This window comes from Sutcliffiella horikoshii (assembly GCF_021991925.1).
GTDB classification, from domain to species: domain Bacteria; phylum Bacillota; class Bacilli; order Bacillales; family Bacillaceae_I; genus Sutcliffiella_A; species Sutcliffiella_A horikoshii_F.
On the sequence record NZ_RXZI01000006.1, the window covers coordinates 170,104 to 194,962 of the forward strand.

Annotated in this window: 28 protein-coding genes and 1 other RNA gene; 21 read left to right on the forward strand and 8 right to left on the reverse strand. The window is 39.4% G+C overall.

Annotated elements, in window-relative coordinates:
- Positions 1–22 precede the first annotated feature (22 nt).
- A complete protein-coding gene (gene recU / locus EKQ44_RS15860) occupies positions 23–619 on the reverse strand; it encodes a Holliday junction resolvase RecU (RefSeq protein ID WP_237664516.1) in 597 nt (198 codons plus the stop codon).
- Positions 620–719: 100 nt separating this feature from the next.
- On the opposite strand from recU, the gene EKQ44_RS15865 reads away from it, so the two are divergent.
- On the forward strand, positions 720–1,733 hold the full coding sequence (locus EKQ44_RS15865; RefSeq protein WP_414491338.1) for a DUF2515 family protein: 1,014 nt from the start codon (positions 720–722) through the stop codon (positions 1,731–1,733).
- Positions 1,734–1,776: 43 nt separating this feature from the next.
- On the opposite strand, the gene EKQ44_RS15870 is transcribed toward EKQ44_RS15865, so the two are convergent.
- Positions 1,777–1,881 (reverse strand): spore protein, encoded by a 105-nt coding sequence (locus tag EKQ44_RS15870; protein WP_237664518.1) that lies wholly within the window; start codon positions 1,879–1,881, stop codon positions 1,777–1,779.
- 191 nt (positions 1,882–2,072) lie between these two features.
- Between EKQ44_RS15870 and EKQ44_RS15875 the strand changes: the two genes are divergently transcribed.
- Both EKQ44_RS15875 and EKQ44_RS15880 read left to right on the forward strand, forming a co-directional pair.
- Positions 2,073–2,330 (forward strand): hypothetical protein, encoded by a 258-nt coding sequence (locus tag EKQ44_RS15875; RefSeq protein ID WP_237664519.1) that lies wholly within the window; start codon positions 2,073–2,075, stop codon positions 2,328–2,330.
- Between the two features lie 39 nt (positions 2,331–2,369).
- Positions 2,370–2,726, forward strand: a complete 357-nt coding sequence (locus tag EKQ44_RS15880) for a YppE family protein (protein WP_237664520.1) — start codon at positions 2,370–2,372, stop codon at positions 2,724–2,726.
- A gap of 52 nt (positions 2,727–2,778) precedes the next feature.
- Here the strand turns inward: EKQ44_RS15880 and EKQ44_RS15885 are convergent, their stop codons facing one another.
- Positions 2,779–2,946: a hypothetical protein gene (locus EKQ44_RS15885; protein ID WP_237664521.1), complete on the reverse strand. Its 168-nt coding sequence runs from the start codon at positions 2,944–2,946 to the stop codon at positions 2,779–2,781.
- Positions 2,947–3,550: 604 nt separating this feature from the next.
- A complete protein-coding gene (yppF, locus tag EKQ44_RS15890) occupies positions 3,551–3,754 on the reverse strand; it encodes a YppF family protein (protein WP_237664522.1) in 204 nt (67 codons plus the stop codon).
- A 197-nt stretch (positions 3,755–3,951) separates the two neighbouring features.
- Between yppF and EKQ44_RS15895 the strand changes: the two genes are divergently transcribed.
- Positions 3,952–4,578: a YppG family protein gene (locus EKQ44_RS15895; protein WP_237664523.1), complete on the forward strand. Its 627-nt coding sequence runs from the start codon at positions 3,952–3,954 to the stop codon at positions 4,576–4,578.
- A 284-nt stretch (positions 4,579–4,862) separates the two neighbouring features.
- Here the strand turns inward: EKQ44_RS15895 and EKQ44_RS15900 are convergent, their stop codons facing one another.
- Complete coding sequence (locus tag EKQ44_RS15900) at positions 4,863–5,357, reverse strand: GNAT family N-acetyltransferase (protein WP_237664597.1); 495 nt, start codon at positions 5,355–5,357, stop codon at positions 4,863–4,865.
- Between the two features lie 66 nt (positions 5,358–5,423).
- Complete coding sequence (locus EKQ44_RS15905) at positions 5,424–5,618, reverse strand: hypothetical protein (RefSeq protein WP_237664524.1); 195 nt, start codon at positions 5,616–5,618, stop codon at positions 5,424–5,426.
- 135 nt (positions 5,619–5,753) lie between these two features.
- Between EKQ44_RS15905 and EKQ44_RS15910 the strand changes: the two genes are divergently transcribed.
- Positions 5,754–5,903: a hypothetical protein gene (locus tag EKQ44_RS15910; protein ID WP_237664525.1), complete on the forward strand. Its 150-nt coding sequence runs from the start codon at positions 5,754–5,756 to the stop codon at positions 5,901–5,903.
- Positions 5,904–6,430: 527 nt separating this feature from the next.
- On the opposite strand, the gene EKQ44_RS15915 is transcribed toward EKQ44_RS15910, so the two are convergent.
- Positions 6,431–6,895 (reverse strand): Hsp20/alpha crystallin family protein, encoded by a 465-nt coding sequence (locus tag EKQ44_RS15915; RefSeq protein WP_237664526.1) that lies wholly within the window; start codon positions 6,893–6,895, stop codon positions 6,431–6,433.
- Between the two features lie 156 nt (positions 6,896–7,051).
- Here EKQ44_RS15915 and EKQ44_RS15920 point away from each other — a divergent pair, with 156 nt between their 5' ends.
- From EKQ44_RS15920 to EKQ44_RS15980, 13 genes are all read left to right on the forward strand, one after another.
- On the forward strand, positions 7,052–8,974 hold the full coding sequence (locus tag EKQ44_RS15920; protein WP_237664527.1) for a flippase-like domain-containing protein: 1,923 nt from the start codon (positions 7,052–7,054) through the stop codon (positions 8,972–8,974).
- Positions 8,975–9,137: 163 nt separating this feature from the next.
- Positions 9,138–9,350: a cold-inducible protein YdjO-related protein gene (locus tag EKQ44_RS15925; protein WP_237664528.1), complete on the forward strand. Its 213-nt coding sequence runs from the start codon at positions 9,138–9,140 to the stop codon at positions 9,348–9,350.
- A gap of 115 nt (positions 9,351–9,465) precedes the next feature.
- Entirely contained in the window at positions 9,466–11,733 is a 2,268-nt protein-coding gene (locus EKQ44_RS15930; RefSeq protein WP_237664529.1) for a DEAD/DEAH box helicase, read from the forward strand.
- Positions 11,734–11,748: 15 nt separating this feature from the next.
- Positions 11,749–13,011, forward strand: a complete 1,263-nt coding sequence (locus EKQ44_RS15935; RefSeq protein WP_237664530.1) for a ribonuclease H-like domain-containing protein — start codon at positions 11,749–11,751, stop codon at positions 13,009–13,011.
- Positions 13,012–13,351: 340 nt separating this feature from the next.
- A complete protein-coding gene (locus EKQ44_RS15940; RefSeq protein WP_237664531.1) occupies positions 13,352–13,795 on the forward strand; it encodes a spore coat protein in 444 nt (147 codons plus the stop codon).
- A gap of 138 nt (positions 13,796–13,933) precedes the next feature.
- On the forward strand, positions 13,934–14,500 hold the full coding sequence (locus EKQ44_RS15945) for an SLOG family protein (protein ID WP_237664532.1): 567 nt from the start codon (positions 13,934–13,936) through the stop codon (positions 14,498–14,500).
- 95 nt (positions 14,501–14,595) lie between these two features.
- Positions 14,596–14,901 carry a cell division regulator GpsB gene (gene gpsB, locus EKQ44_RS15950; protein ID WP_237664533.1) on the forward strand — a complete coding sequence of 102 codons (306 nt, stop codon included), beginning with the start codon at positions 14,596–14,598 and terminating at the stop codon, positions 14,899–14,901.
- Between the two features lie 62 nt (positions 14,902–14,963).
- Positions 14,964–15,353: RNase P RNA component class B (rnpB, locus tag EKQ44_RS15955), an RNA gene on the forward strand.
- A gap of 152 nt (positions 15,354–15,505) precedes the next feature.
- Positions 15,506–16,648, forward strand: coding sequence for a THUMP domain-containing class I SAM-dependent RNA methyltransferase (locus EKQ44_RS15960; protein WP_237664534.1), 1,143 nt, complete (start codon positions 15,506–15,508; stop codon positions 16,646–16,648).
- A gap of 54 nt (positions 16,649–16,702) precedes the next feature.
- Positions 16,703–16,906 (forward strand): hypothetical protein, encoded by a 204-nt coding sequence (locus EKQ44_RS15965; protein WP_237664535.1) that lies wholly within the window; start codon positions 16,703–16,705, stop codon positions 16,904–16,906.
- A gap of 93 nt (positions 16,907–16,999) precedes the next feature.
- Positions 17,000–17,194 (forward strand): hypothetical protein, encoded by a 195-nt coding sequence (locus EKQ44_RS15970; protein WP_047968909.1) that lies wholly within the window; start codon positions 17,000–17,002, stop codon positions 17,192–17,194.
- 537 nt (positions 17,195–17,731) lie between these two features.
- Positions 17,732–19,651 (forward strand): ATP-dependent DNA helicase, encoded by a 1,920-nt coding sequence (locus EKQ44_RS15975; RefSeq protein ID WP_237664536.1) that lies wholly within the window; start codon positions 17,732–17,734, stop codon positions 19,649–19,651.
- A gap of 146 nt (positions 19,652–19,797) precedes the next feature.
- Positions 19,798–21,315 carry a carboxypeptidase M32 gene (locus EKQ44_RS15980; RefSeq protein ID WP_237664537.1) on the forward strand — a complete coding sequence of 506 codons (1,518 nt, stop codon included), beginning with the start codon at positions 19,798–19,800 and terminating at the stop codon, positions 21,313–21,315.
- A 124-nt stretch (positions 21,316–21,439) separates the two neighbouring features.
- Here the strand turns inward: EKQ44_RS15980 and EKQ44_RS15985 are convergent, their stop codons facing one another.
- Positions 21,440–21,898, reverse strand: coding sequence for a chemotaxis protein CheX (locus EKQ44_RS15985; RefSeq protein ID WP_237664538.1), 459 nt, complete (start codon positions 21,896–21,898; stop codon positions 21,440–21,442).
- Between the two features lie 168 nt (positions 21,899–22,066).
- On the opposite strand from EKQ44_RS15985, the gene EKQ44_RS15990 reads away from it, so the two are divergent.
- The 3 genes from EKQ44_RS15990 (at position 22,067) to EKQ44_RS16000 (ending at position 24,483) form a co-directional block, all read left to right on the forward strand.
- The gene (locus tag EKQ44_RS15990) at positions 22,067–22,600 is read left to right on the forward strand and encodes a GNAT family N-acetyltransferase (RefSeq protein ID WP_237664539.1); all 534 of its coding nucleotides are present in this window, start codon (positions 22,067–22,069) and stop codon (positions 22,598–22,600) included.
- Positions 22,601–22,827: 227 nt separating this feature from the next.
- Positions 22,828–23,907 carry a type III polyketide synthase gene (locus tag EKQ44_RS15995; protein ID WP_237664540.1) on the forward strand — a complete coding sequence of 360 codons (1,080 nt, stop codon included), beginning with the start codon at positions 22,828–22,830 and terminating at the stop codon, positions 23,905–23,907.
- A gap of 6 nt (positions 23,908–23,913) precedes the next feature.
- Positions 23,914–24,483 (forward strand): isoprenylcysteine carboxyl methyltransferase family protein, encoded by a 570-nt coding sequence (locus EKQ44_RS16000; protein WP_237664541.1) that lies wholly within the window; start codon positions 23,914–23,916, stop codon positions 24,481–24,483.
- Positions 24,484–24,859: the final 376 nt, after the last annotated feature.

Genomic DNA, 24,859 nt, shown 5'->3' on the forward strand with positions numbered 1-24,859 from the left:
CTCTTACAGATATCCAGGGCTTCTAATAATACATGTCGATAATTTTAATGTAATCGATTCTAGGCTGGTAGCCTTGTGGAATCAAGTATCCATCCCGTTCCACTTCTAGTTTTGTAATAGATTTTCTTTCCCCGGATTCTTTCCTTTCCCAATAATGAAATAGTTTCTCAGCTGGTAATAAATACACTTCATTAAAAAGACTGAACATTAATATGACGAAACAAATCCCATTTTGTTTCACAACCTGCCGCATATGTTGAATTTGATGTTCATGAAAGTTTTGCAGGGGGAAGGATGTCTTATTCTTTGTTTCCTTCGCTTCAAAGTCGATATACCTTCCTTTATACACTCCATTGAAGTCTGTTGTGGATGCCTGTTTAAAATAGGCTTCTTTTATAACAGCAGCACTTCTTTTTGGATAATGAACATCCACTATTTGAATCGGTGTAGGCTTTTTATGGACAACCGCTATTCCTTGGTGTAGGTAATATAAATTGGAATTATGCAAATCATCCTCCAAACTCATTCCTCGATTGCCATACAATGTGGGACCAGTCTTTTTAGAAGGTATATTGCCATTAGCCTGAAAAACCTTACCGTTAGGGTATCGGATATTCATAAATTTCCCCCTCTAGACTAAAACTAATCTTATATTAGAAAAAAACGTCATCTTTTCGTAATCTTTGTCACTTATTGTTGATGAAAGGAAGTCTATGGCATTGAAGCATGTTTCATTATACACGCAGATAAAAGAAAGAAGGGCAGAGGATAAGCACTCCTTTCAAGAAAATAAGTTTATCACTACTATTAAAAAAAATACAGCAAAATACAATCTCGATAATATCTCCCGTACTAAAGCATATGCAGCCTATTATAATAGGAATCCAGAGGTCAAATGGGCCTTTTTGGCGAGCATGGTATCCCGCAATGCCGGATGGAATATGACAGACCTTCAAGGAAGATGGTTTACGCTTGCACTGGAATGGCAAAAACGTTTTCCGATTTTTCTTACGTACGAGAAGGCCAATTGGCTTATTTTTAACGATGCTTTTCCACAATTATTACTTTATGAATTATCCCTTCATTATAACAGACCGTTTTTTCATTTATTGAAAGAATTTAATGTATCTTGCTTTATGGAAGCAGAATGGCAACTTTTTTGGGAAGAAGGGGATAAGGAAAGATTGATGACATCCTTGATCATCAATGAACAGAATTTGATACAAGAACCAGTATTACATAATAAAAAAATAAAAAGAAAAGTATTTGGTACAAGTGTATATGCTTTCCAGGACTTGGGACATTTTAGTTGTGTCATTTTTCCGACACTTGAGGGCAGGTTATATGGCTACTCTGTCCATGGTTTTCAGAAACTTGATAATAGAATTGAACTTGGAAAGAAATTGTCTTCATTGTTGTTTGTCGATGAACTCAAAGATTCCTTTTATAACTTTTCCTTGAAAACCGAACATACCGGATCTCGTTATGATTATGAACAATATTTACATGAAAATTTGTATAGGGAGACCCCTTTTCTTAGGGGAGTATATCCAATCATCCCACATAATAATGTAATAGCTCAGAATGATTGGGTTTTTGGAAAGGAAAAGCAAATTCAGAAATGGAGAAAACCTGTTTCTCGAGTAGTAGGCGAAAAAATGGACATTACCGAATGGTTTATTCATAAACAACATCAAATGCACAGCTTAATTGCATTAAAAAGCTGGCTATAATAAAACAGCTCCCGTTAAAGGAGCTGTTTTCATGTTTGGTACATCATGTGGAAGGGCGGTTTGGCCCTTTTAGTTTTTTGTCTTCTTGCCCAGGTGCGCTTTCCACTTGGTTTTTTCGTTGTTGTTGATTTTTCTGTTGTTTGGACATTGTAAGAACTCCTCCTTGCTTTATCATTCATTAGTATTTTTCACTATTTGCCGTACATTCATGCGAAAAATGAAAGAGGATTTGCAAATAAACACTTTCTTTGACGAATTGCTTCTAGTTTTGTCACACGGGAAGGGAGAGGGGCTGATACGGCGAAATCATATACTAACAAAGTATGGAGGGGATTTCGTATGTCCAATTTATTGGTATCTAGAAGTGAGATTACGGACTTGTTCCACGAAATGATGCTTCAAATGGATGTGTTGGAAGAGACAATGTCAAGTTCACTTAAAATAGAGAGGGAAGAAATGGAAGAGGTAATGAAACACCAGATTAATCGCCTGCACGTTACATTGGATGAAGTGGAAAAAGTGATGGCAGAACATCGTGTGTCAAAGGTACCGGCTCCAAAAGCGATCAACTTTAACCAGAACGCTTACTCTGTGTAAGAAGTTATGGTAATATGTATTGCTAGAGGTGAGGGAAAAATGTCTGGCAATCAAAAGAGTGTCCATAAACAATCTGCTCAAGTATTGCATTACTTGGACAGGGTGGAAGATATATTTCATTTAACGAGAGAAAAGAATGAAAATCCCGATTTTTTTCTTACGGTCAAGCCATTCGCGGATGAAGTTCATGCATTGGTTCAGCAGTGGGAAAAAACAGTGAAAGAGTGGATTCTGACAGAAAAGCCAAAGAACATCCATATCCAGCAGATAGACAGTACAGTAGAGAACATAAACATGGTTACTGTACAGTGTTTCTATCCTGATACACGTGAAAAACGGTTTAAGGGCATGATACAATCCATTAGATATGTATTGAATGATACCCTATCAAAATAAAAGGATGGTTAAGCCTGATCAAGTAATTGGTCAGGCTTACCTTTTTTGTTGCTTATGAGCGATCCTTTTCTGCTTTGTTGCTTACTGGTCGGTCCTCAGCCGTTGCAACAGGCTCGATTGCATATTCTACCTTTTCGAAGACCTTCTTCTCAGCTGGCATTGCACCAATAGTTGGTTCATGCCCTTTTTTCTTATGATTAAAGCTTTTTCCACGACTCATTCTTTTCCCTCCTTTACTCGACTTAGCTTTCCACGCAAATGAATTTCTCATTACTTATAGGTCAGAAAATAAAAGGCTGTTTTCGCAAACTTTATTGTTTTTTCGTACGTTCGAATATACTTGGAGTAAGTTTAAGCTGGGGAGCCAAGCCAATTGAGATGTAAATTTCAAGGTTTCCATTTATCCAACAACTTTAGAATTTTATCCGCGAATTTTTAGATTTATCCGCTACTTTTTCAATTTATCCACTACTTTTGCTTAGATAACCGCCAATCGACACGCATCGACACAAATTAAAAGGGAGCGACCCATCAAGATACCTTCTTCTCCTCGATCTCATCATCCATAAACCTGAAATACGGCAGCAACATACCCACCAACGCGACAACAGCAATCATAAAACCTATTACATTGGTCTCACTCCCCACACGTTAACAAGCATTCCGCCAATTCCCAAGGGCTAAGAATACAACTTGCAAATTCAATAGTATGTAAAAAGCAAAAAGTCCAATGGCCTACTTTTTGCATGTAAATTGCAACAATCTTTGAGAAAAGAGCCAAATAAAAAGAGACCTTAAAAGGTCTCAAAGTAATATTCACAGTATTAAGTTAGTTCTAATAAATCTTCAAATGTATTAGGTGGAACAGCACCTTTGGCTTCCAATTCACGAATCAGATTACGAAAATGACTTATTGTCAGGTCTCCGCCAAGATAAAGCTTTCTAGCAAAATCCATTAACTCGTTGTGTTCGATCGGTTCATAGTTCTTACAGGCGACAAATTTATGACGCAACTCTTCTAGTACCATGCAAATCCCCCCACTCTTGAAGTTAATTTTATGATAGCATGCAAAGGGAATTTTTCTTGTTTTTTAAAAAATGAAACTTCCGACAAAAAAAGACGAATTTTGCAGACTGTAGCGCGTTTTCTCCAGTGATGGGAATAGGCACCTTTCCTCCTATCAGTTCATATGTTATGTATAGCTAGAAAAGAGGAGGGGTTTGAATGTTTAGGAAAATGTATGGCAGACCTAGACATTTATCATATAACCGCAACATGTCATTATTTAATCAGCTTCCTTTCTTAAACAACATTCTGCCTTACGGAAATGGTGGAGGAATGCAAGGGATGTTCCCTCAGCAGTTTATGGGTGGAGGGTGGATGAATCAACAGGGGATGAATCCTAACTACATGAATACGATGCCTTTTTCAGGAGGAAATGTTCCATCGTCAGGATTTCCAGCAAATAACATGAATCAGATGGGGCAGAATCCATATCAACCAAACATGGGAGTTGGTCAGAATCCTTTCCAACCAGGCATGCAGGTGGGTGGCATGGTACAAAATGGAATCCCTATGGGGATGCAGATACCAGGAATGGCTCAAGGCGGAGGTTTGAATGGAGGGTTCATGCCGAACCAATTGGGTATGCCTTTTATGAACCCATACCCGACTCAATCTCAATCGGCAAAACCGCAGGCATCTCAGGTGAGTTCTTTTATGAACCAATTCAAAGGACAGGACGGAAACGTCGATATGAAGAAGATGATGGATACTGCGGGTCAGATGATGAATACGGTGAATCAATTAAACAACATGTTTAAAGGTCTTGCAGCAACGTTCAAAGCATAAAGTGACGATACCTACTTAAAAGATACTATAAACAAGACAACTTTCAGATTAAAACTATCATTTAGTGAGGTTAACTGTTGAAACAGTTGATCTCCGTTGCAGGAGCTACGCTTTCCGCGGCCGGTCCGGAAGCCTCTTCAGGCTACGCCTTGCGGGGTCTTCCGTGTACCTACCTCCTGCAGGAGCCTCCGCTCCTTCCACTGCGAACAACTAGAGGTTTAAATCATTTTTGAACTTTGTCTACACACTGAAAGATGCCCTAAACAGGCATCTTTTTATGTTGCTTATAAATGCAGGGCCATATGCTCTTCGTCTAAGAATAACCCATCCACATAAAGTGCGGCTTTTTCATAGCCATAAACTTCAAATCCATAACTTTCATATAATTTTTTTGCATGGGTGTTACTTGCAGCAACTGTTAATTGAATTTGTTTCAATCCTGGAATCTTTTTAGCACGTGTTAGGGTGTATTCAAGCATTTGCTTACTGAATCCTTTACCTCTATAATCTTCTGAAATGTATACACCCCAGATGGTGCCTTTATGTCTAAACTTGAGTTTGTCTGCCCTCTGAAATCCAATCATACCAACAAGATTGGATTGATGAAAAAGGCCGTAGATGAAAGAGTCCTCATTTTCTAGGACCTTTCTTTTTATTTCTTGTAAAGTATGTGTTTTTTCTTCCGCGAAGCTAGAAGCAAAGGAAGCTGGTTCTTTTTGTAACGATTCCAACCTTAGCTTTTGATATTGCTCCGCATCTCTTTTATGTAATACTCGCATCTCCAAAGCGATTCCTCCCGGCCGATGGAAAAAAGGAGAGTGGCATACTCTCCTTTTTAGTTGCCGTCATTTATGATATTCACCTTTAGGTTCCTGTTCAAAGAAAAAATTGTCTAGCTGCTCTTCTTCCTGATGGTTAAGGGAAGAACTGTAATAGGGATTTTCATCTTTCTGTTTATCATCAAGATTCGTCTTAATAACCAGTGAAGGCGAAGTTGATGGACTAGCGTATACTTTTTTATATGTTTCTTTGCTCATCATGAACACCTCCTAACATTTATCCTGTGTGTATAGGAGAAAATTATGTAGTGATCATGGTTGAAATTCATTTCCAATCATAAAATGAAAAGCTTCTATCCAAGCTAAGAGGGACTAATAAGAAAGGGGGGCAATATCATGACAAACAGAAATGATAACAGAGAACGTAAAAATAAATACCCTAATAATCAACACGCACAAGAAACTGCAAAAGAGCTTGCAACCATCCAGATGGACTCGACTCCTGAAGAAAACGAGAAATACGGTTCTAAGTCACATAAAAACTAAAATAAAAAAACAACGCAGCTATTCTGCGTTGTTCAGTCCGTAGACAAACCCTAATTATCATTAGATTTGCACTTAACAGTTGATCTTCGTTCCAGGCGCTTCGCTTATCCGTAGGGCGGTCCGGAAACCTCCTCGGGCTGCGCCAAAGCCACTGGAAAAGTACATTATTAAAGTAATCTGTTCCATACCGCTGTTGATTTCCGCAAACGGCTTCGCTTTCCGCGGGGCGACCTTGAGCCTCCTCGGGCTGCGCCCTGCGGGGTCTCAACATTGTCGCTACCTCCCCGCAGGAGTCTTCGCCTTATGCTCCAATCAACAGCTAGAAATCATTAGCACGATAAATTATTGGGTTTTTCAGTGGCCTCGGGCTTCGTCCTGCGGGGTCTTCCCTGTCCCTTCCTCCCGAGGGAGTCTTCGTGCCTTCCACTACGATCAACTTGAAAATTTCTATGAAATTTACTTTGTCTACAAGCTGAACAACGCAGCTATTCTGCGTTGCTTTCGTTTATGGTTCTGAAATGGAAAAGCTATTCCTGTATATTGATTTGTTTTATGTTTTTCTTAGGTATTCGAATTTGCAAAAGGCCATCCCGATAGTTTGCCTGTAAAGCGTTCAATTTTACGTAGGCAGGGACAGGGATGGTGCGTTTGGATTGTTTCATGGAATAGCTGTTGCTTACATAACGTGTTGTGTCATCGATTGTTTCGAGTTGTTCTTCATTTTTGACCGAGATAGTTAAATATCTGTCAAAGGTTTCAATACTGATTTGTTCCTTCTTCACTCCCGGAAGCTTGCAGCTTACAATAAATTCTCCTGATGTTTCTCTTGTTTCAATTGGTAGGGAAGCGTCCGCAAAGGTATTCCCGAAAAAATCATCCAGTTGCTGCAACATCCCTTTTATAGGGGAACTACTAAAAAAAGAATCAATGGATGTCATAAGATTGTTCTGGGTATGTCTTTTCTGTGGAAACTTATCTTGATCATCTTTCATGGAATTTCTCCTTTCTTGCTCTTTATCATTACTATATTGAACGCAGCCTACATGGGTTACATATTTTAGTGATGGAGTAATCGACAAAATTTTCATGGTAAGCGCGTACAATCTATGATATTTTTGGAAGTAAGAAGTTAAAAAAGGAAGTTTATTATGCAGTTATTAAAGAATACATATTTTTTAAAAGTACTTAAGGTTGTTTTTCCGTTAACAATTTTAATTGTTTTATATATTGAAGGGAAAAAACAGATACAAACCATCAATATGGTTCTTGTATTGGAAAAGATTCGAGATATAGGATTTTTCTCTTTTGCGTGGCTAGTGATCTTGGGATTGTTGGCTGTTTCCACTATGATTTTTTATGATCTGTTCCTTTCTAGGGGAATGAAATTGAATATACCTGCAAGAAAGCTGGCGATTTACGGCTTTTCTTCCAATTCCTTCGCAAATTTCATGGGCTTTGGTGGTTTTGCGGGGGTAGGGTTAAGAACATTGTATTACCGCAAATATACTGGGGATTTCCCTGTGCTATTAAAAAGGGTAACAATAATTCTGCCTTATATGCTATGCGGGCTATCCATTTTTGCATGGTGGGTTGTCATTTATGAATGGTCATACCCTGCTTTACTTTTAGAATATCCGATATTGAAATTGCCTCTTCTCATTATGAGTGGCTATTTGTTTTTCATTTTTATAGCAAGTCATTTTACGAAAAGCTTGCAAACAAGGCAGCAGCTCAAGCTGATAGGCGTTTCCATTTTGGAGTGGGCTTTTGCGGGGCTTGTGTTCTGGCAGACTTCCGTTCTGTTGAATGTCGAGGTTCCGGTAGTCATTACCTTCACCCTCTTCTTTATGGCTGCCATAGCAGGTGTATTAAGCACAGTGCCTGGTGGTGTTGGAGCATTTGATTTCGTGGTTTTAGTTGGATTTGCTTCTTATGGGGTTTATGAAGAAAAGCTGGTGGCACTGCTTCTTCTGTATCGGTTAGTGTATTATGTAGTGCCTTTTCTCATAAGTGTTGTTTTTTTCTTTTACTTCATGTTCAAGGAAAAAGCATGGAAATTGCTGTTGCCAGAAAGACGTTCTTGGTCGTTACTATGCCATCGAATCCTTTCCATATGGGTACTTATTGTGGGGGCATTATTAGTATTGTTTCCAGTCATTCCTGCAATCGTACGTAAAATTACCATTGCGAATGAATTCCTATCCATGGAAATGATGCAAATCTCTCATCAGTTTTCTATTACTATAGGTATCACTTTACTTGTTTTGGCAAGAGCCATCGAGGATAGGGTGAAGAGGGCATACTATTTTACATTTTTCATTCTTGCTTTCGGTATACTAGTAAGCTTTTCGAAAGGGTTCCATTTCTGGGAAGCGGTTCTGTTCGTTGTTGCGATGCTACTCTTGTATTTTTCAAGAAAGCTATTCTATAGAAAAAGCAGTCAATATACTTTTTTGAAAGGACTTATTGACGGTGTTATCCTTTTAGCGATAGCTCTGATATATGTTATAGTGGGATCTCTCCAAATTTCTTATATTCAACGTATTGTACCAAGGAGATTACAAGACCTTTTTTCTCTTGATACACAATCGTTGTGGCAAGACGTAAGTTTTGGGGTATTACTGGCAATCGTGCTTATCTATTTTGGTTTGTTTTTCAAAAGATGGAGGGGGTCTTCCTCTTTGTTTGAGACGGTTCCTGAGGGGGAAGACCTTATTGCACATCCTCTTTTCAATAATAAAACCATCTATGTCTACTCCTCTGATCAAGGAAATATATATTATCAAAAATGGATGGATAATCTTATCGTGATGGAAAGGATTGAGTTGGAGCACGACTCACAGATGCAAAGTGTTTTTCTCTGTCAAAAGTTTGAAAATGAGATGGATAGATACGGTTTTGTCGTAATTGTTCCGAGTATTAAAAAAGAGGAGGTTTCATCTTTTGTTGATGCGGGGTTTCAGGTTATTACAGAAGAAGAAACAATCTATGCTTTATCGAATAATGTACCGCAAATTGTCGCAAAAACGAATATAAAATGGTTAAATCGTATCGTGAATAAAATGACATAAGCATGCTTTTTCACTGAATATATGTTATAATTTATTGGAAGAGATTGTATGACGAGGATGCTTTTTTTATTTTTTTCTTATTTTTTCCTCGTAAAATGGAATACTAAGAGTATATTAGTGAGGATAAACTGCGCCCCACCTCAACAGATAGGAGAGTGGTACTATGGCTTTTGGAAGAAGAGAAGTTGAAGAAATCGTTACTGAGGAAACGAAAGTATGGGTTTGTGAATCAGAGGATTGCAACGGCTGGATGAGAGATAATTTCAAGAACAGTGAGAGCGAAGTCCCTACATGCCCTTTATGTCAGAGTGGCATGACACAATCCACCAAAGTCTTAGCAGTCATCAACAACTACAGTCAAAATCAGAAGATGTAAATACATTACCAGAACGGAAAACCAAGTGCTGAACAAGTGCTTGGTTTTTCTTTTTTAGACTTTACGAACCGAACGCTTATTCGCTAAAATAGAAGGTAGACAATGAGGTGAGCGAATGAAATGGAGAAAAACGATTTATGAAGTTATTGACTGGATGAAAAGGGAAGAGTCGATAGCAAAAAATATTGTACACTGGGAAACGGTCCCGCCTAAAGAAGCACAGTCCGTTCCTTTCCCAAAAGAGATAGATAAGAGGCTGTTACAATCGTTGACCAATAGAGGTATTTCCTCTTTATATACACACCAGGCAGCTGCTTTTGAAGCAGCCATACATAAAAGACATTTTGTTGCCGTCACACCGACTGCATCCGGTAAAACGTTATGTTACAACCTGCCTGTCCTACAGAAAATCGTTCAAAACAATGATGCCCGTGCACTTTATCTATTTCCTACGAAAGCACTTGCACAAGATCAAAAGAGTGAATTGAATGAAATCATTACACAAATGGGCGTTCCAATCAACAGCTATACCTATGATGGAGACACCGCACCGACTATCAGACAAAAGGTAAGAAAGGCGGGACATGTGGTGATCACTAATCCCGATATGCTACATTCCGCCATTTTACCACATCACACAAAATGGGTTTCCCTCTTCGAAAACCTGGAATATATCGTGATAGACGAACTGCATACTTATAGAGGGGTATTTGGCAGCCATGTAGCCAATGTGATACGAAGGCTAAAAAGGATCTGCAACTTTTATGGCAGCAACCCAACATTCATTTGTACCTCTGCCACCATTGCCAACCCGAAAGAATTGGCAGAAGAATTGACTGGAGAAAACTTTGAACTAATAAACAATAACGGAGCACCATCGAGCAAGAAGCATATTGTTTTTTATAATCCCCCAATTGTCAATAAGCCGCTCAATATAAGAAGGAGTGCCACATTGGAAGTAAGGAAGCTAGCCGCCGAGTTCCTTCAGGAAAAAATTCAGACCATTGTGTTTGCAAAGAGCCGCGTGAGAGTGGAAATTTTACTAACATATTTGAAAGAGCTCGTGAAGGATCAGCTTGGGGAGAAATCCATTCAAGGGTATCGTGGAGGTTATTTGCCCACTCAGCGAAGGGCAATCGAAAAAGGGTTGAGGAATGGTGAGATTTATGGTGTCATCAGTACAAATGCACTTGAGCTTGGGGTCGATATAGGACAGTTACAGGTGTGTATCATGACTGGTTATCCAGGAACGATTGCGAGTGCTTGGCAGCAAGCGGGACGTGCTGGAAGAAGACAGGGGGAAGCGGTCATTGTAATGGTTGCAAGCTCCAACCCACTTGATCAGTACGTCATCCAGCACCCTGAGTTCTTCCTGAAAAGCAATCCAGAATCAGCTAGAATCAATCCCAATAACCTTGTTATTCTCGTTGATCATATTAAGTGTGCGGCATACGAGTTGCCATTTAAAAAAGGTGATACCTTTGATGGAGTGGAATTAGAGGACATACTTGATTATTTGACAGAAGAGAGGGTTCTTCACGAAAACGGAGGAAAGTGGCATTGGATGAATGACGCATTTCCTGCGCATAACATTAGTTTGCGTTCAGCTTCCCAAGAGAACGTCATCATAGTTGATCAATCATCAAAACCTGCTAATAAGGTGATAGGGGAAATGGACCGTTTCAGCTCGATGACACTTCTTCATGATGAGGCCATCTACCTACACCAAGGTGTTCAATATCAAGTGGAAAAGCTGGATTGGGAAGAAAAGAAGGCTTTTGTCAGGGAAGTCAATGTAGACTACTTTACCGATGCAAATCTTGCGGTTTCCTTGGACGTTCTAGAAGTGGACAAGCAGACGGAGTATTCCACTGGAACCATTTCTTTCGGGGATGTTTCTGTTAGAGCCATGGCGACGATCTTTAAAAAAATCAAATTTGAAACACATGAAAATATAGGGTCTGGCCCCATATACCTGCCAGAAGAAGAATTGCAGACAAGTGCCACGTGGATAACTTTAGAGGAGGAAATCACTCAAAACCTCAAAGGGGATGATTTAGAAAAAAGTTTGCTGGGAATCGCCCACGCTTTAAAACATGTTGCTCCTTTGTTGTTGATGTGTGAGCCAATGGATGTTCAGGTAGTCCCACAAGTAAAATCCACGCATGATGAAAAGCCTGTTATATATTTCTATGATCGTTATCCAGGTGGAGTAGGACTTAGCGAAAAGGCATTTTCACATATAAATGAACTGCTTAAAAGAGCAAGCGAGTTGATTGGCAGCTGTCCATGTCGATCTGGATGTCCGTCATGTATAGGTGCGGACTATCCTGACGAAGACTCCAAACAGTTGGCACTATCACTTCTTCGACAACTTGTCTAGAGAGGGGTGAACAGTATGAGCATAAAGAACAAACTCAAAAGGATGAAGAACCATCTTCAATCCGATGCTTCCAAGACAGCAAAGAGGGAAGTGGAGCGATCAGAAGAGAATTCTGCTTTCAGCCAGATTGACATACCAAACAGGAAAGAATGGGAATCTTTCGGTGCTAAACCGTATTATGCCAATGGTGAATATTGTCTCATCCGTGAAGTGGAATATGATCTGAACTATCGCCATGGAAAGTACCGATTGGGAGATCTTTTGCCTGTAATGAAAGAGTGGCAAACATCTGAAGTAGAACATCCATTATCTGCAAAAGGTCATCATGCTTCTGACCTTTTCTTCTTTGATACGGAAACGACAGGGTTAAGTGGGGGAACGGGAACCACCATTTTTCTTCTTGGTTATGCCAGGGTGTTGGAAGATAAAGTAATAGTAAGGCAACACTTGCTTCCTGGTCCGGGTAACGAAGTGGCACTTTATCAAAGTTTTTTGGAAGAAGTAGATTACACGACATTGGTCACCTATAATGGGAAGGCATTTGATTGGCCACAAGTAAAGACGCGTCACACGCTGATAAGAGAGCATGTGCCGAAACTCCCTTCATTCGGGCACTATGATCTTCTGCATGCATCAAGAAGACTATGGAAAAGTAAAATGGAATCGGTTAGGCTTACAAATGTCGAGAAGGAGGTCCTTGAAATTCAACGTATAGATGACGTACCAGGGTTTTTGGCTCCCATGATTTATTTTGATTTTATAAAAACACATGAATTGCAAGGGATTAAAGGAGTACTTAAACACAATGAATGGGATGTGCTCACCCTCATTACCTTGTATGCACACCTGTCAAAACTTCTTCTCGTCGGAAACGAAGATAGAAATAAACAAGAAGAATATGAAGTAGGACGTTGGTATGATGCATTGGGAGAAAAAAAGGCGGCAGCTGCAATATATAAGAATATTGTCGATTCCTCTTGGAAGGCCACTTTTAAATTGGGTATGCTTAAGAAACAGGAGCGAAATTATCAAGAGGCTAGAATGCTGTTCCTCCAATGTTTTGAACATAAAGATAACTCCGAGAAGGATGTGGCAGGGATAGAATTGGCGAAAATTCTCGAGCATAAAGAAAAAGATGTGTCGCTTGCCTTGTTTTATACGGAGAAATCCCTTGATTATTACAATCAAAGAAAAAAAGGTTTATCGAAAAACAACCCTTCTGTTATAACAGATTTTGAAAAGAGAATGAAACGATTGCAAAGAAAATTGAATAAATGAAATTTTTTTCGCATTTTGTCTTAATTTCTGTAAAACTTATATTGTCAACGTGCTTTTTACCATGTAAAATTAACTATTGTGAATGACAAAACTACTATTAGAAACATGGGAGAGAGAGCACGTTGTCTAGATTTATTTTATGCTTGTTTTTTGTTGTAATCGGTCTTACGCTATTTGGGCTTTCCAATTTAAAGGAAAATATCTACACGATTTTACTATAAAAATGGTAGGAAAATGTATATATATTGTGAAAATAGGTGTTTGTATTAGTACATGTACCTCACTTCTTTCATAGTTTGTTAATGTAAAGAGAAAAACAAATTGAAAGGAGATTGAAAGTATGTACAACTGCAGACCTAACATGATGGCACCAATCGTCCACCCTACTAAATGTTGTGTAAAAAATCTTTATTCTACTACCGAGGTTCCTCACATCCATCCTTCACACACAACATATGTAAACAACCAACAGTTCCAACACAAACACTATTTCCCGCATACGGATTCCATGGTGGATTCTGTGTCTCACCAACACTTCAATTGTGGCCCTGGTGGCCCTGGAATGGGTGGAGCTCCTGGTCAAGTGATGGGAGCACAAACAGGTCCTGGATATGGCCAAATGGGAATGCCTGGTCAAGTAATGGGTGCGCAAACCAATGTTGGATATGGTCAAATGGGAATGCCTGGTCAGGTAATGGGTGCACAACAAGGTCCTGGAATGGGACAAATGGGCCCTGGCGGCATGCCTGGTAAATGTAACAAATCTTATGGTTATGGAAGATAAGCGGTTTAGCATTCGCTTTGCTTAAATAAATAATGGAGAGAAAGAACTGGCTTTATGTCAGTTCTTTTTTCCTTTACATAATCGTATAAAACTTGCGCTTTTTTCGCTTTCTATTTATTATTTTAGATAGAGGTGCTTATGAAGGTATTAGTAATTACTGGGTATAAACCGCAAGAACTTCAAATATTTAAAAAAGATGATCCAGCCATCGGCTTTATTAAAAAGGCAATACAGAAACGGCTAACAGCTTTACTAGAAGAGAACAATGAGTTAGAATGGATTGTCATCAGCGGACAGTTGGGAGTGGAGCTTTGGGCAGCGGAAGTTGTATATGATCTGCAGCTGACATTTCCAGAGCTGAAAATGGCTGTCTTCACTCCATTCCTAGAGCAGGAAGAAAAATGGAGTGAGCAAAATAAGGAGTATTATGAGTTTATTTTGTCAAAAGCTAATCATATTGATTCCATTACTAAAAAAAAGTATGAATCCCCTTTGCAGTTACGATTAAAAAATCAGTTCATCGTGGATAAATCAGATGGATTATTAGTGGTTTATGACGAAGAGGGTCCGGGGAGTCCAAAATATATCATCGAGCTCGCCCGAAAAAAATCGGAAATATCCAATTATCCTATATATATAATTGACAGCTATGATCTTCAACTTGTAGTAGAAGAAGAACAGTTTAATGACCCACAAAATTGGTAATGAGATAAGAAGAACTTATAAAAATAGAAATCGACAAGTGACCCATTATTTGAATGACACCATAAAATGGGCACTCGTATTGAGGTGAGGAACTTATGCTATCAGATAAAATTAAGTTAACGTCAAAAGAAATCTTGGAAAAAGAGTTCAAATCAGGTATGAGAGGTTATAAAGCTGAAGATGTGGATAAGTTTTTAGATGTGGTAATTAAAGACTACGAAACGTTTTACCAGGAATATGATCAATTGCTCCAAGAGAACGCAAGATTGAAAAGACAGGTTGAAGAAGCAGGCAAAAAGCCGCAGCAGACCAATACCAATAGTGGTTCTACCAACTTTGATATACTAAGAAGGCTTTCAAATCTTGAAAAACATGTATTCGGAAGTAAATTATACGACTGACAGTAATTTACAGTTGCAATCATCGCTCAAATTTACTATACTATATCTTGCTGACATCAATAGTGATTGGGTAACCGCTACAGTTTCGGCTGTAGAGGAAAGTCCATGCTCGCACAGGCTGAGATGCTTGTAGTGTTCGTGCCTAGCGAAAAAATAAGCTAGGGTAGCTTGGTTTTCGGACGAAGCTAACGGCAGGGAACGCACCTAAGTCTTTTAGATATGGTGTTAATACCTTGAAAGTGCCACAGTGACGTAGTCTTACAAGAAATTGTAAGAGTGGAACGAGGTAAACCCCTCGAGCGAGAAACCCAAATAATGGTAGGGGCACCTTCTCTAAGGAACTAAACGATGAGAGGGACAGATGCTTTAAGTATCTGTAGACAGATGGTTACCACCTGCGTACAAGGAGCGATCCGTTTGCAGTACAAAGGAACAGAACATGGCTTACAGATCACTATTGATTGAATGTCGCATCCAACTATGATTATGTAACATAAGCTCTCCTGTTGCCAGGAGAGCTTTATTTGATAGATGGGATATTTTCAGATACTTCTTGTAAAAAATACATATAGTAGAAATCGAATAAAGTTAGGGTGAATCTTTAGTGAAGAACTATACATTGATCGCAACAGCAGCAATGGGTCTAGAATCCCTTGTGGCAAAGGAAGTAAGAGATCTAGGGTATGAATGTACAGTGGATAATGGAAAGGTTATCTTCAAGGGGGATGCCATGGCAATTTGTCGAGCAAACCTTTGGTTACGTACAGCAGACCGTATCAAGGTAGTGGTTGGAGAGTTTAAAGCTACGTCTTTTGAGGAGCTTTTTGAGAAGACCAAGGCTTTGCCTTGGGGAGACTATCTTCCGGAAGATGCGGAATTCCCGGTTATTGGGAAGTCGGTAAAATCCAAACTTTTCAGCGTGCCGGATTGCCAAGCAATCGTGAAAAAAGCAGTAGTGGAAAAAATGAAGGCTCATTACAATATCCAGTCCGCCTGGTTGGATGAAAAAGGAGCCGTTTATAAAATTGAAGTGGCTCTGTTGAAAGATACTGCTCAAATAACCATTGACGCTTCAGGTATTGGCTTGCATAAACGTGGCTATCGAGCTGACCAAGGGGAGGCTCCCCTAAAGGAAACACTTGCAGCGGCCCTCGTTATGTTGACTAACTGGTATCCTGATAAACCGTTTGTTGATCCATTTTGTGGGTCCGGTACTATCCCGATCGAAGCGGCATTAATTGGACAAAACATTGCGCCTGGCTTTAATCGTGACTTTGTTTCTGAAGATTGGCATTGGGTAGGGGAAGATTTATGGAATACCGCACGTGAAGAAATGGAAGATAAGGCTAATTATGATCAGCCCCTTGATATAGCTGGTTTTGATATTGATCACCGTATGATTACGATTGCAAAGGAGAATGCATTCGAAGCTGGGCTAGGTGAACTGATTGACTTTAAACAGATGCAAGTCAGTGATTTTACTACCAGAAAAGAATATGGAGTCATTATTGGAAACCCACCATATGGCGAACGTCTCGGAGATCGACCGGAAGTAGAAAAGATGTACCGAGAGATGGGGAAGGCATTCTCTGATTTGGATACATGGTCTGTCTATATGCTGACCTCACATGAAGGATTTGAAAGTTTCTATGGGAAGAAAGCAACCAAGAAACGGAAACTATTTAATGGTTTTATTAAAACCGATTTCTATCAATACTGGGGGAAACGTCCACCTAGAAAAGGATAGGGTACGTTTAACCTTTTGAGCAGAGGGAATTACTCCTAAAAAGGAGTGATGGTGATGAAAGACCATAATAAAGATAAAGCATTACTAGAGCGAAATGAAAAAGAGAAGGCTTTCAAAGAGAACGAAAAAAAACAGAAGAACCGTGATCAACTCGTCATGCCAATAGATGAACTTCCACTTGAAGAAATTAAATACGAAAAAGAGGAAGAACGTGACAAAAAGGGTTCCAAAGATCGATCATCGAGTAAAGAAAATTAAACAAACTATCTAAAAAACTTAAACACCCCCGATGAATATTTTTAAACAAATGGGCATAGAATACTTCTATCAATACTGTTTGGAGGGGTTTCTATGCCTTTGCATGTGAATGATTTTATGAGAATCTCCAAAGCATTGGAAAGTAGCTATCAGCGACTTGCAAGTGAAAATCTACTAGATAATCATGAATGTGTGGAACGAATGAATGCTGCACGTGATGAATATACAAAAGCAATGCTGTACGCCACTCTGCTTGATGATGAGATAATCCATATCACGAAGAATTAAGTGAAAAAACCTCCTTCTTGGAGGTTTTTTCATTGTGTAGACAAAGTCCAAAAATGATAAAAATCTCTAGTTGATTGCAGTGGAAGGAGCGGAGACTCCTGCGGGAGGAAGGGACATGGAAGACCCCGCAGGGCGTAGCCCGAGGAGGCTTCCGGACCGCCCGCGGAAAGCGAAGCTCCTGCAACGAAGATCAACTCTTCCAACAGATAACCTTACTAATTTATTGTTTGTCAACAGTCTGAAAAAACCTCCCTCTTGGAGGTTTTTTATTTGGAGTGAATAGGTATGTAAAGACCTTGGAGGAGAAGTGGGAAAGGATAAAGAAGTATTCTTGTAGCGGATGAAGACCTCAATGAAGCGTGAATCCGTCGGGAGGAGTCTTCACGTAGCGAATGAAGACATCAGTGAAGCAAGAATCGAGATAAAGAAGTTTTCATGAAGCTTCACCGATCAATTAAAGCCTTATATTCACCTTGACAAACATACATAAAATGTTAGATAATGACTAGATGCAAACTTTTCTCGGAGGTACATAGAATGAACAATCGTCTGCCATTTACAATGAACAAAGGGGATTCTTTTTTTGATAGACTGAACGAATGGATTGGGGATGTATTTTACGACATCCTGCCTGAAGCTGGTTTTGAATTGCGTGATGAACAGATTTTTATGGCGTTCCAACTGGAGAGAGCGTTTAAAGAGAAGAAGGTGATTTTCTCGGAAGCCGGTGTTGGAACAGGGAAGACGATGGTGTACCTTTTATACGCAATCTGTTACGCGAGGTATATGGGAAAACCGGCCATCATAACGTGTGCCGATGAATCACTGATCGAACAACTTGTTAAAAAAGAAGGAGACATATCAAAGCTTTCCAAGGTTCTTGACATTACGGTCGATGTTCGTCTTGCCAAGTCCCCGGATCAATATTTGTGTTTAAACAAGCTGGATTTTGCAGTGGACAAGTATGATAACGACAACATAGATGAAGTGTTTGACTCACTTCCTAAATTTGTGAATAAACCTGCAGCCATGCAGTCGTTCCATGCCTATGGCGATCGAAAGGATTATGCCAACCTGAACGACGAAGAATGGGATATGATCGCTTGGGATAGCTTCCAAGACTGTTTCAGCTGTGAAAAAAGACATCGTTGTGGACAAACCCTTTCACGCGATCATTACCGAAAATCAACAGACCTTATCATCTGCTCCCATGATTTTTACATGGAGCATGTGTGGACATATGAAAAGCGTAAACGCGAAGGACAACTTCCGCTTTTACCAGAGGCTTCAAGTGTAGTGTTTGACGAAGGGCACTTACTGGAATTTGCTGCCCAAAAAGCTCTGACATATAAGATTAAAAATCAACAAGTGGAAGAAATTCTTACTCGCCTATTGGGGAACGATTTACGAGAAGAGTTTGCCTTATTAGTAGAGGATTCTCTTCAGTCAAACGACCTCTTCTTTGAAATGCTGGAAGATAATCTAACAAGTATTGAGGGTTCGGACCGTAAAGATATAAAGATGGATATCCAATTTGTTAAAAGTGCAAAAGATCTTCTTTCTAAAATCGAGGAGATAGGCAATCAACTTGTTTTTGAGGGAGAGCTTCATACTGTAGACCATTACCAGCTTCACATTGTGGAAGAATACTTGGATTCTATTGAATTCTTATTAAAGTTGCTTTTATCGAAAGAAGATGTAATCGCATGGGCAGAACATGCAAACAAGGACCTGACATTGGTCGTCATGCCAAAAACGGTAGAAGAAGTACTAAAGGAAAATGTCTTTTCAAAGCGCATTCCTTTTATCTTCTCCTCGGCGACATTATCCGATAATGAAGACTTTGGTTACTTGGCAACTTCTTTAGGAATAGAAGATTACCTATCATTTTCAATCAATTCGCCTTTTGACTATGAAGAAAATATGAAGCTTTCTTTAACGGTAGAAGAGGATTTTCACGTGAAGTTCAACAGGACGCTTGATTCGATAACTCGAAATGGTGGCAGGACGCTTGTCTTATTCTCCTCCAAACAGGATCTCCTCAGGTTCAAAATGGAGAATATGAACAATAAAGACTATCCATTTCTTTATGAAGGAGAAAAGGAAATAAGCGTACTGGTTTCGGAGTTTCAAAATGATGAAAGTGCGGTACTGTGTGCCTATCACCTTTGGGAAGGATTGGATATCCCTGGTCCTTCCTTATCCAATGTGGTCATCTGGTCCCTGCCTTTCCCTCCGAATGATCCTGTATTTGCTGCTAAACGGAAAGGGTTGGATGACCCTTATATGCAATTGGATGTTCCGTACATGCTTTTGCGCCTCCGTCAAGGAATGGGCCGACTCATTCGTACCACTGAGGATAAGGGGGAGATTACCTTGTATCTTCCTTCAGGACTTCGCGCAGATGTTCGTGAAAAACTAGAAGGTGTACTTCCAACCAGCCCAGTGACAATATAATATTTCATTCATAAAAAAGCACCGGAGTCCCATTCGGTGCTTTTTTAGCATGTAGACTAAAATCTTGTTGGAAAAAACGTATTGCCAAATAGTGCGAAAATTGTGTATTCTTAACAGTAGTTCTAATGATTATGGGGGAGATACATATGGTAGAGATCAGCACAGTAAAAGATGAATATTTAAATCATATTAATAAAATGGACAGCTATAACGAGGCCCTATCCCTCATTTTTTGGGATTTGAGAACGGGCGCCCCTAAAAAGGGAGTGGACCGTCGATCAGATGTCATTGGGATTTTATCCTCAGAACTATTTAAAATGTCTACTTCGGAAGAGATGGCAAGTTACCTGACTCAGCTTTTACATGATGATAATTATAAGACGTTAGATGATGTTACAAAGGCCTCCCTCTTGGAGAGTAAAAAGAATTATGACCGTAATAAAAAAATTCCGGCTAAAGAATACCAGGAATATGTAGTCCTTTCCACAAAGGCAGAGTCTGTGTGGGAAGAAGCGAAAGAAAAGTCGGATTTCTCCATGCTTGAGCCATACCTGGAAAAACTGGTGAATTTCAATAAAAGATTTGTTGAGTACTGGGGCTATGAAGGAAACAAATATAATACTTTATTAGACATGTACGAGCCAGGAATTACAGTAGAGAAATTGGATGAGGTATTCGCTAAATTAAAAGATCGAATTGTTCCACTTGTTCAAAGCATTGCTGAATCTTCTGTACAACCAAGGGCCAATGATCTTTTAGTGCATTTTCCAAAAGATAAACAGCGGGACTTCAGCATGGAAATTCTAAAGGAATTAGCTTATGATTTCGACTCCGGCAGACTGGACGAAACAGTCCATCCTTTTGCAATAGGTCTTAATCCAGGAGATGTCCGAGTGACAACTAAATATGACGAAGAGGATTTCCGTACTGCTGTTTTTGGAACGATACATGAATGTGGCCATGCCCTTTATGAGCAGAATATCTCAAAAGACTTACAGGGAACAGGCTTGTGCTCTGGTACTTCGATGGGAATACATGAATCACAATCCTTATTTTATGAGAACTTCGTAGGGCGTCATGAGAACTTCTGGAAGCGTCATTATCAGAGCCTTCAACGCTTTGCAGGAGGACAGTTTGATGATATTAATTTAGAAGAATTCTATTTGGCAATAAATGAATCCAAACCTTCCCTGATTCGTATCGAGGCAGATGAGTTGACCTATTCTTTACATATCATGATTCGTTATGAATTGGAAAAAGCACTGTTTAATGATGAATTGGAAGTGAAAGACCTTCCTGCTGCTTGGAATGAAAAATATCAGAGCTATCTTGGCATCACACCACCAAATGATGCAAAAGGTGTTCTTCAGGATGTTCACTGGTCTGGAGGAAGCTTTGGATATTTTCCTTCCTATGCACTTGGCTATATGTATGCTGCCCAATTCAAAGAGGCGATGCTGAAGGATCTTCCACATTATGATGAGTTACTGGCCAATGGAGATCTTGAACCTATTAAGAAATGGTTGACCGACAAAGTTCACCAGTATGGTAAGCTGAAAAAGCCACTGGAAATCCTGAAAGATGTAACAGGTGAAGAATTGAATGCAGACCATCTCATCAAGTATCTAGAGGACAAATATAATAAAATCTATCAATTAACATGATGGAATGTAAAAAGACCAGAGGAAACCTCAGGTCTTTTTATTTTCTAAAAAAAGCCGGAAATACCTTTAAAGTCCAACAAAAGCAAACAAAATAAAAACCCGCCATATGGAGGGTTCAAAGGAGTTATGATGCATCTTCCAACTCCATGATAATTTGCATTTTCAGTGTATCTTTCAAATAAACAGGAGTATGTAGTCGGTTCATAAGGTGGAACTCTTTTTGTTGCTCGTTCAGTACATCCGGAGTGGTGATATCCATATGGATGCCACTTCCCGCAACTTTGGATGAAAGAGTCCCTGCAATCATATTTCCAAGTTCTCCTGTAAAGGATTGGAGCATATCACCTTCCAATTGCATGCCAAACATCAATTCTCCAATGTGCTGAAAAGCATGACGTTCACCTTTTATGATCAATTGACCGCGGATGTCACCTGTCAAAATGATGAGTACCCCGTATGTAACGTTTGTCCGTTTTTCAGTGTAAAGGCTTGGTTCATCAAAGGTGATATCCACTGGGATGACAGACTTAAATGAGTCTATAGTCCTGGCGAACACTTGTCTCAAACTCTCCGAAAGGTACATTTGGCACCTCCTCATTTCATTTAGATAGTACAATTTTATCATATCACACTTCCAGAATTGTTTTTCAACAAATTTCAACATTTACTTGGTTGATAAAAGGTTTTTTGTTGAACAATAAGGATAAATGAAGTAGGATGTAGTACCTAAAGAGTTTATAGGAGGATCATCATGTTAGATTTACGTTTTGAATTTACAGCTAAGGATGAATCGACAGTAATTTTACGTCCAGTGGAAGAAGCGGATGCAGAGGATATAGTGACCGCTGTGGAGAGTATCATTGCTGCGGGCCAATATATTCAGAAAGACGTACCTCGAACGCCTGAGGAAGAAAGGCTGTTTATTCGTGATATGAAAACAAAAGAGAATATGTATATTGGAGTAGAGCGTAATGGAAAAGTGGTTGGGATAGCTAGGATCATTCGTGGTGAAATTCAAATGAAGCGACATACAGGCTTATTTCGTACCTGGCTTGCTGAGGAAGCACAAGGGCTTGGTATTGGAAAAAAGATTATGGATTACACGGATATGTGGTGTGAGCAACATATAAGAAAACTATCTTTAACCGTCTTTTCTTCGAACGAAATCGCCTACCAGTTATATAAAAAATATGGGTTTCATGAAGAAGGAAATCAGAAGGAACAAGCGTTCATTAATGGAGAATATGTGGATGAGCTTTGGATGGCAAAGTTCTACAAAAGTTGATTTCCAATAATTTATAGTGTTAATACCAGCTGTTTTCGTTATAATAAGGATGCACAACACAACAACTCCTTTAAAACGAAATGTACCTTCCCAAGTTAATTGGGGAGGTTTTTTTTATACTTTTCTATATCCTACTTCCAATCTGATTATATATAGTCTATTTATCAGTATATTTATATAAATTATGGCAAAATTAACAGTACCATAATTGATGAGGTGCACGAATTATGCCAAAAATATTGTCTGTTGGAACGTCCATTCCTAAATTTCCAATCCAACAGGATACAGTTGTTGAATTTGCCAAAGAATTATTTGAAGATTCTTTTAAAGATATAAATCGCCTTCTCACGGTTTTTCAAAATGGCCAAATAGAAAAACGTCATTTTGCAAGGGATGTTGAATGGTTCAGGGAACCTCATACATTTGAAGAGAAAAATGATATTTACATTAAAGAAGCAGTGGCTTATGGTTCAGAGGCGATAAATGCATGCTTGCATAATTCGGCAACTCTCTCTCAACCTATAGCCCATGAAGATATTGAAGCCATTTTCTATATTTCTACAACTGGGATGTCTACACCTAGTATTGAGGCGAGGATCATGAATGTCCTCCCTTTTTCCCCATATACCAAAAGAATTCCAATATGGGGACTCGGCTGTGCTGGTGGTGCTGCTGGACTTTCTAGGGCGTATGAATACTGCCTAGCATTTCCGAAAGCAAAGGTTCTAGTATTAAGTGTGGAACTTTGCAGTCTTACATTCCAAAAGAATGACCGCTCGAAGAGTAATCTAGTAGGTACCTCACTATTTGCTGATGGCATCGCCTGTGTCTTGATGGTTGGCGACGGGGTGCAATTGGAGGATAGTAGAAGTTATCCAAAAGTATTGGGTAGTCAGTCCACTTTGATGAAGGATTCGGAGGATGTCATGGGATGGGAGGTTAAGAATGAGGGGTTATTTGTTGTCTTCTCAAGAGACATCCCTAAGATTATCACAAACTGGCTTGCTCCAAACGTGAGCAGATTCCTAGAAAGTCATCATGTTAAGTTGGAAGAGTTGGAGCATTTCGTTCTGCATCCTGGTGGAAAAAAAGTATTGGAAGCATACCAAGAGTGTCTTGGAATGGAAACGAATAAGCTCGATACTTCCTTTCAGGTGTTAAAGGAATACGGAAATATGTCTTCAGCTACGGTGCTGTATGTCCTGAAGGAGATCATGGAAAAGAATCCGGATAAAGGTGATAAGGGAATAGCTGCGGCACTTGGACCTGGATTCAGCTCTGAAATGCTATTATTGGAATGGGAGTGAAGAAGCATGGTTTTCTCGTTATTCTTTGCAATTATAGTCACTCAAAGAATTTTGGAGCTTGGCATTGCCAAAAGAAACGAACAATGGATCATGTCGCAAGGTGCTATTGAATACGGGAAAGAACATTACAAATATATGGTCTGTTTACATATAATATTTTTGATAAGTTTCTTATTGGAAGTCGTGTTGCTTGAAAGAACACTTAGCCCCTTTTGGCCGGTCATCCTTATCCTGTTTCTCTTGACACAATCTCTCCGTATATGGGCAATACAGTCACTGGGAAGATTCTGGAATACTAAGGTTTTGATTTTGCCTGATGCATCAATTGTGAAGTCTGGTCCATATAAATTCCTACGTCATCCAAATTATACGATCGTGGTGCTAGAAATCCTGCTGATACCGCTAATGTTTAATGCCTATTTTACAGCCACGGTATTTACGTTGTTGAATGCCTGGATGTTAAGTGTAAGAATTCCGCTCGAGGAAAGGGCGCTATCAGATATGACAACAAATTATGCCTCTTATATGGAGGAAAGGAACCGTTTTTCTCCAACTTTTCAGAAAGAATTAGAATGAAAGTCATTGTCAATTAGCCTATAAGCTGGTATGATTATGATAATAATTATCACTATCAACGAGGGGGCCATACCAACATGACATTATTGTTAATTGGTACAACTGTTGTAGCATATTCTATTTTAATGAAAGTTGTTTTACATCAAACATGTGAACCTAAAACGATAAAATAATACATATCAGGGATTTCTACTTCAGTATTGGTAGAGGTTCCTGTTTTTTTTTAGACCTTTGTTCGTGAGGCCATTCCTGTAGATAGATGTGCAGGGGGAGACTCCGGCGTGAGGTAGCGATAGAATGGAGTACCCACAACTTACCGAGGTGACTCATGCACACCGAGCTGAAAGCTACCGATATCTATCAGAGTTGAAAAACA

Bases quoted from the DNA above. Each gene is read 5' to 3' on its own strand.
- EKQ44_RS15925 (WP_237664528.1), top strand. From the start codon at position 9,138: ATGGCTTTTGGAAGAAGAGAAGTTGAAGAAATCGTTACTGAGGAAACG.
- EKQ44_RS15980 (WP_237664537.1), top strand. From the start codon at position 19,798: ATGGTAGAGATCAGCACAGTAAAAGATGAATATTTAAATCATATTAAT.
- EKQ44_RS15895 (WP_237664523.1), top strand. From the start codon at position 3,952: ATGTTTAGGAAAATGTATGGCAGACCTAGACATTTATCATATAACCGC.
- EKQ44_RS15885 (WP_237664521.1), bottom strand. From the start codon at position 2,946: ATGAGTCGTGGAAAAAGCTTTAATCATAAGAAAAAAGGGCATGAACCA.
- recU (WP_237664516.1), bottom strand. From the start codon at position 619: ATGAATATCCGATACCCTAACGGTAAGGTTTTTCAGGCTAATGGCAAT.
- EKQ44_RS15905 (WP_237664524.1), bottom strand. From the start codon at position 5,618: ATGATGAGCAAAGAAACATATAAAAAAGTATACGCTAGTCCATCAACT.
- EKQ44_RS15970 (WP_047968909.1), top strand. From the start codon at position 17,000: ATGCCTTTGCATGTGAATGATTTTATGAGAATCTCCAAAGCATTGGAA.
- EKQ44_RS15935 (WP_237664530.1), top strand. From the start codon at position 11,749: ATGAGCATAAAGAACAAACTCAAAAGGATGAAGAACCATCTTCAATCC.
- EKQ44_RS15945 (WP_237664532.1), top strand. From the start codon at position 13,934: ATGAAGGTATTAGTAATTACTGGGTATAAACCGCAAGAACTTCAAATA.
- gpsB (WP_237664533.1), top strand. From the start codon at position 14,596: ATGCTATCAGATAAAATTAAGTTAACGTCAAAAGAAATCTTGGAAAAA.
- EKQ44_RS15910 (WP_237664525.1), top strand. From the start codon at position 5,754: ATGACAAACAGAAATGATAACAGAGAACGTAAAAATAAATACCCTAAT.
- EKQ44_RS15875 (WP_237664519.1), top strand. From the start codon at position 2,073: ATGTCCAATTTATTGGTATCTAGAAGTGAGATTACGGACTTGTTCCAC.
- EKQ44_RS15915 (WP_237664526.1), bottom strand. From the start codon at position 6,895: ATGAAAGATGATCAAGATAAGTTTCCACAGAAAAGACATACCCAGAAC.
- EKQ44_RS15920 (WP_237664527.1), top strand. From the start codon at position 7,052: ATGCAGTTATTAAAGAATACATATTTTTTAAAAGTACTTAAGGTTGTT.
- EKQ44_RS15985 (WP_237664538.1), bottom strand. From the start codon at position 21,898: ATGTACCTTTCGGAGAGTTTGAGACAAGTGTTCGCCAGGACTATAGAC.
- EKQ44_RS15940 (WP_237664531.1), top strand. From the start codon at position 13,352: ATGTACAACTGCAGACCTAACATGATGGCACCAATCGTCCACCCTACT.
- EKQ44_RS15995 (WP_237664540.1), top strand. From the start codon at position 22,828: ATGCCAAAAATATTGTCTGTTGGAACGTCCATTCCTAAATTTCCAATC.
- EKQ44_RS15975 (WP_237664536.1), top strand. From the start codon at position 17,732: ATGAACAATCGTCTGCCATTTACAATGAACAAAGGGGATTCTTTTTTT.
- EKQ44_RS16000 (WP_237664541.1), top strand. From the start codon at position 23,914: ATGGTTTTCTCGTTATTCTTTGCAATTATAGTCACTCAAAGAATTTTG.
- EKQ44_RS15870 (WP_237664518.1), bottom strand. From the start codon at position 1,881: ATGTCCAAACAACAGAAAAATCAACAACAACGAAAAAACCAAGTGGAA.
- EKQ44_RS15900 (WP_237664597.1), bottom strand. From the start codon at position 5,357: ATGCGAGTATTACATAAAAGAGATGCGGAGCAATATCAAAAGCTAAGG.
- EKQ44_RS15880 (WP_237664520.1), top strand. From the start codon at position 2,370: ATGTCTGGCAATCAAAAGAGTGTCCATAAACAATCTGCTCAAGTATTG.
- EKQ44_RS15965 (WP_237664535.1), top strand. From the start codon at position 16,703: ATGAAAGACCATAATAAAGATAAAGCATTACTAGAGCGAAATGAAAAA.
- yppF (WP_237664522.1), bottom strand. From the start codon at position 3,754: ATGGTACTAGAAGAGTTGCGTCATAAATTTGTCGCCTGTAAGAACTAT.
- EKQ44_RS15990 (WP_237664539.1), top strand. From the start codon at position 22,067: ATGTTAGATTTACGTTTTGAATTTACAGCTAAGGATGAATCGACAGTA.
- EKQ44_RS15930 (WP_237664529.1), top strand. From the start codon at position 9,466: ATGAAATGGAGAAAAACGATTTATGAAGTTATTGACTGGATGAAAAGG.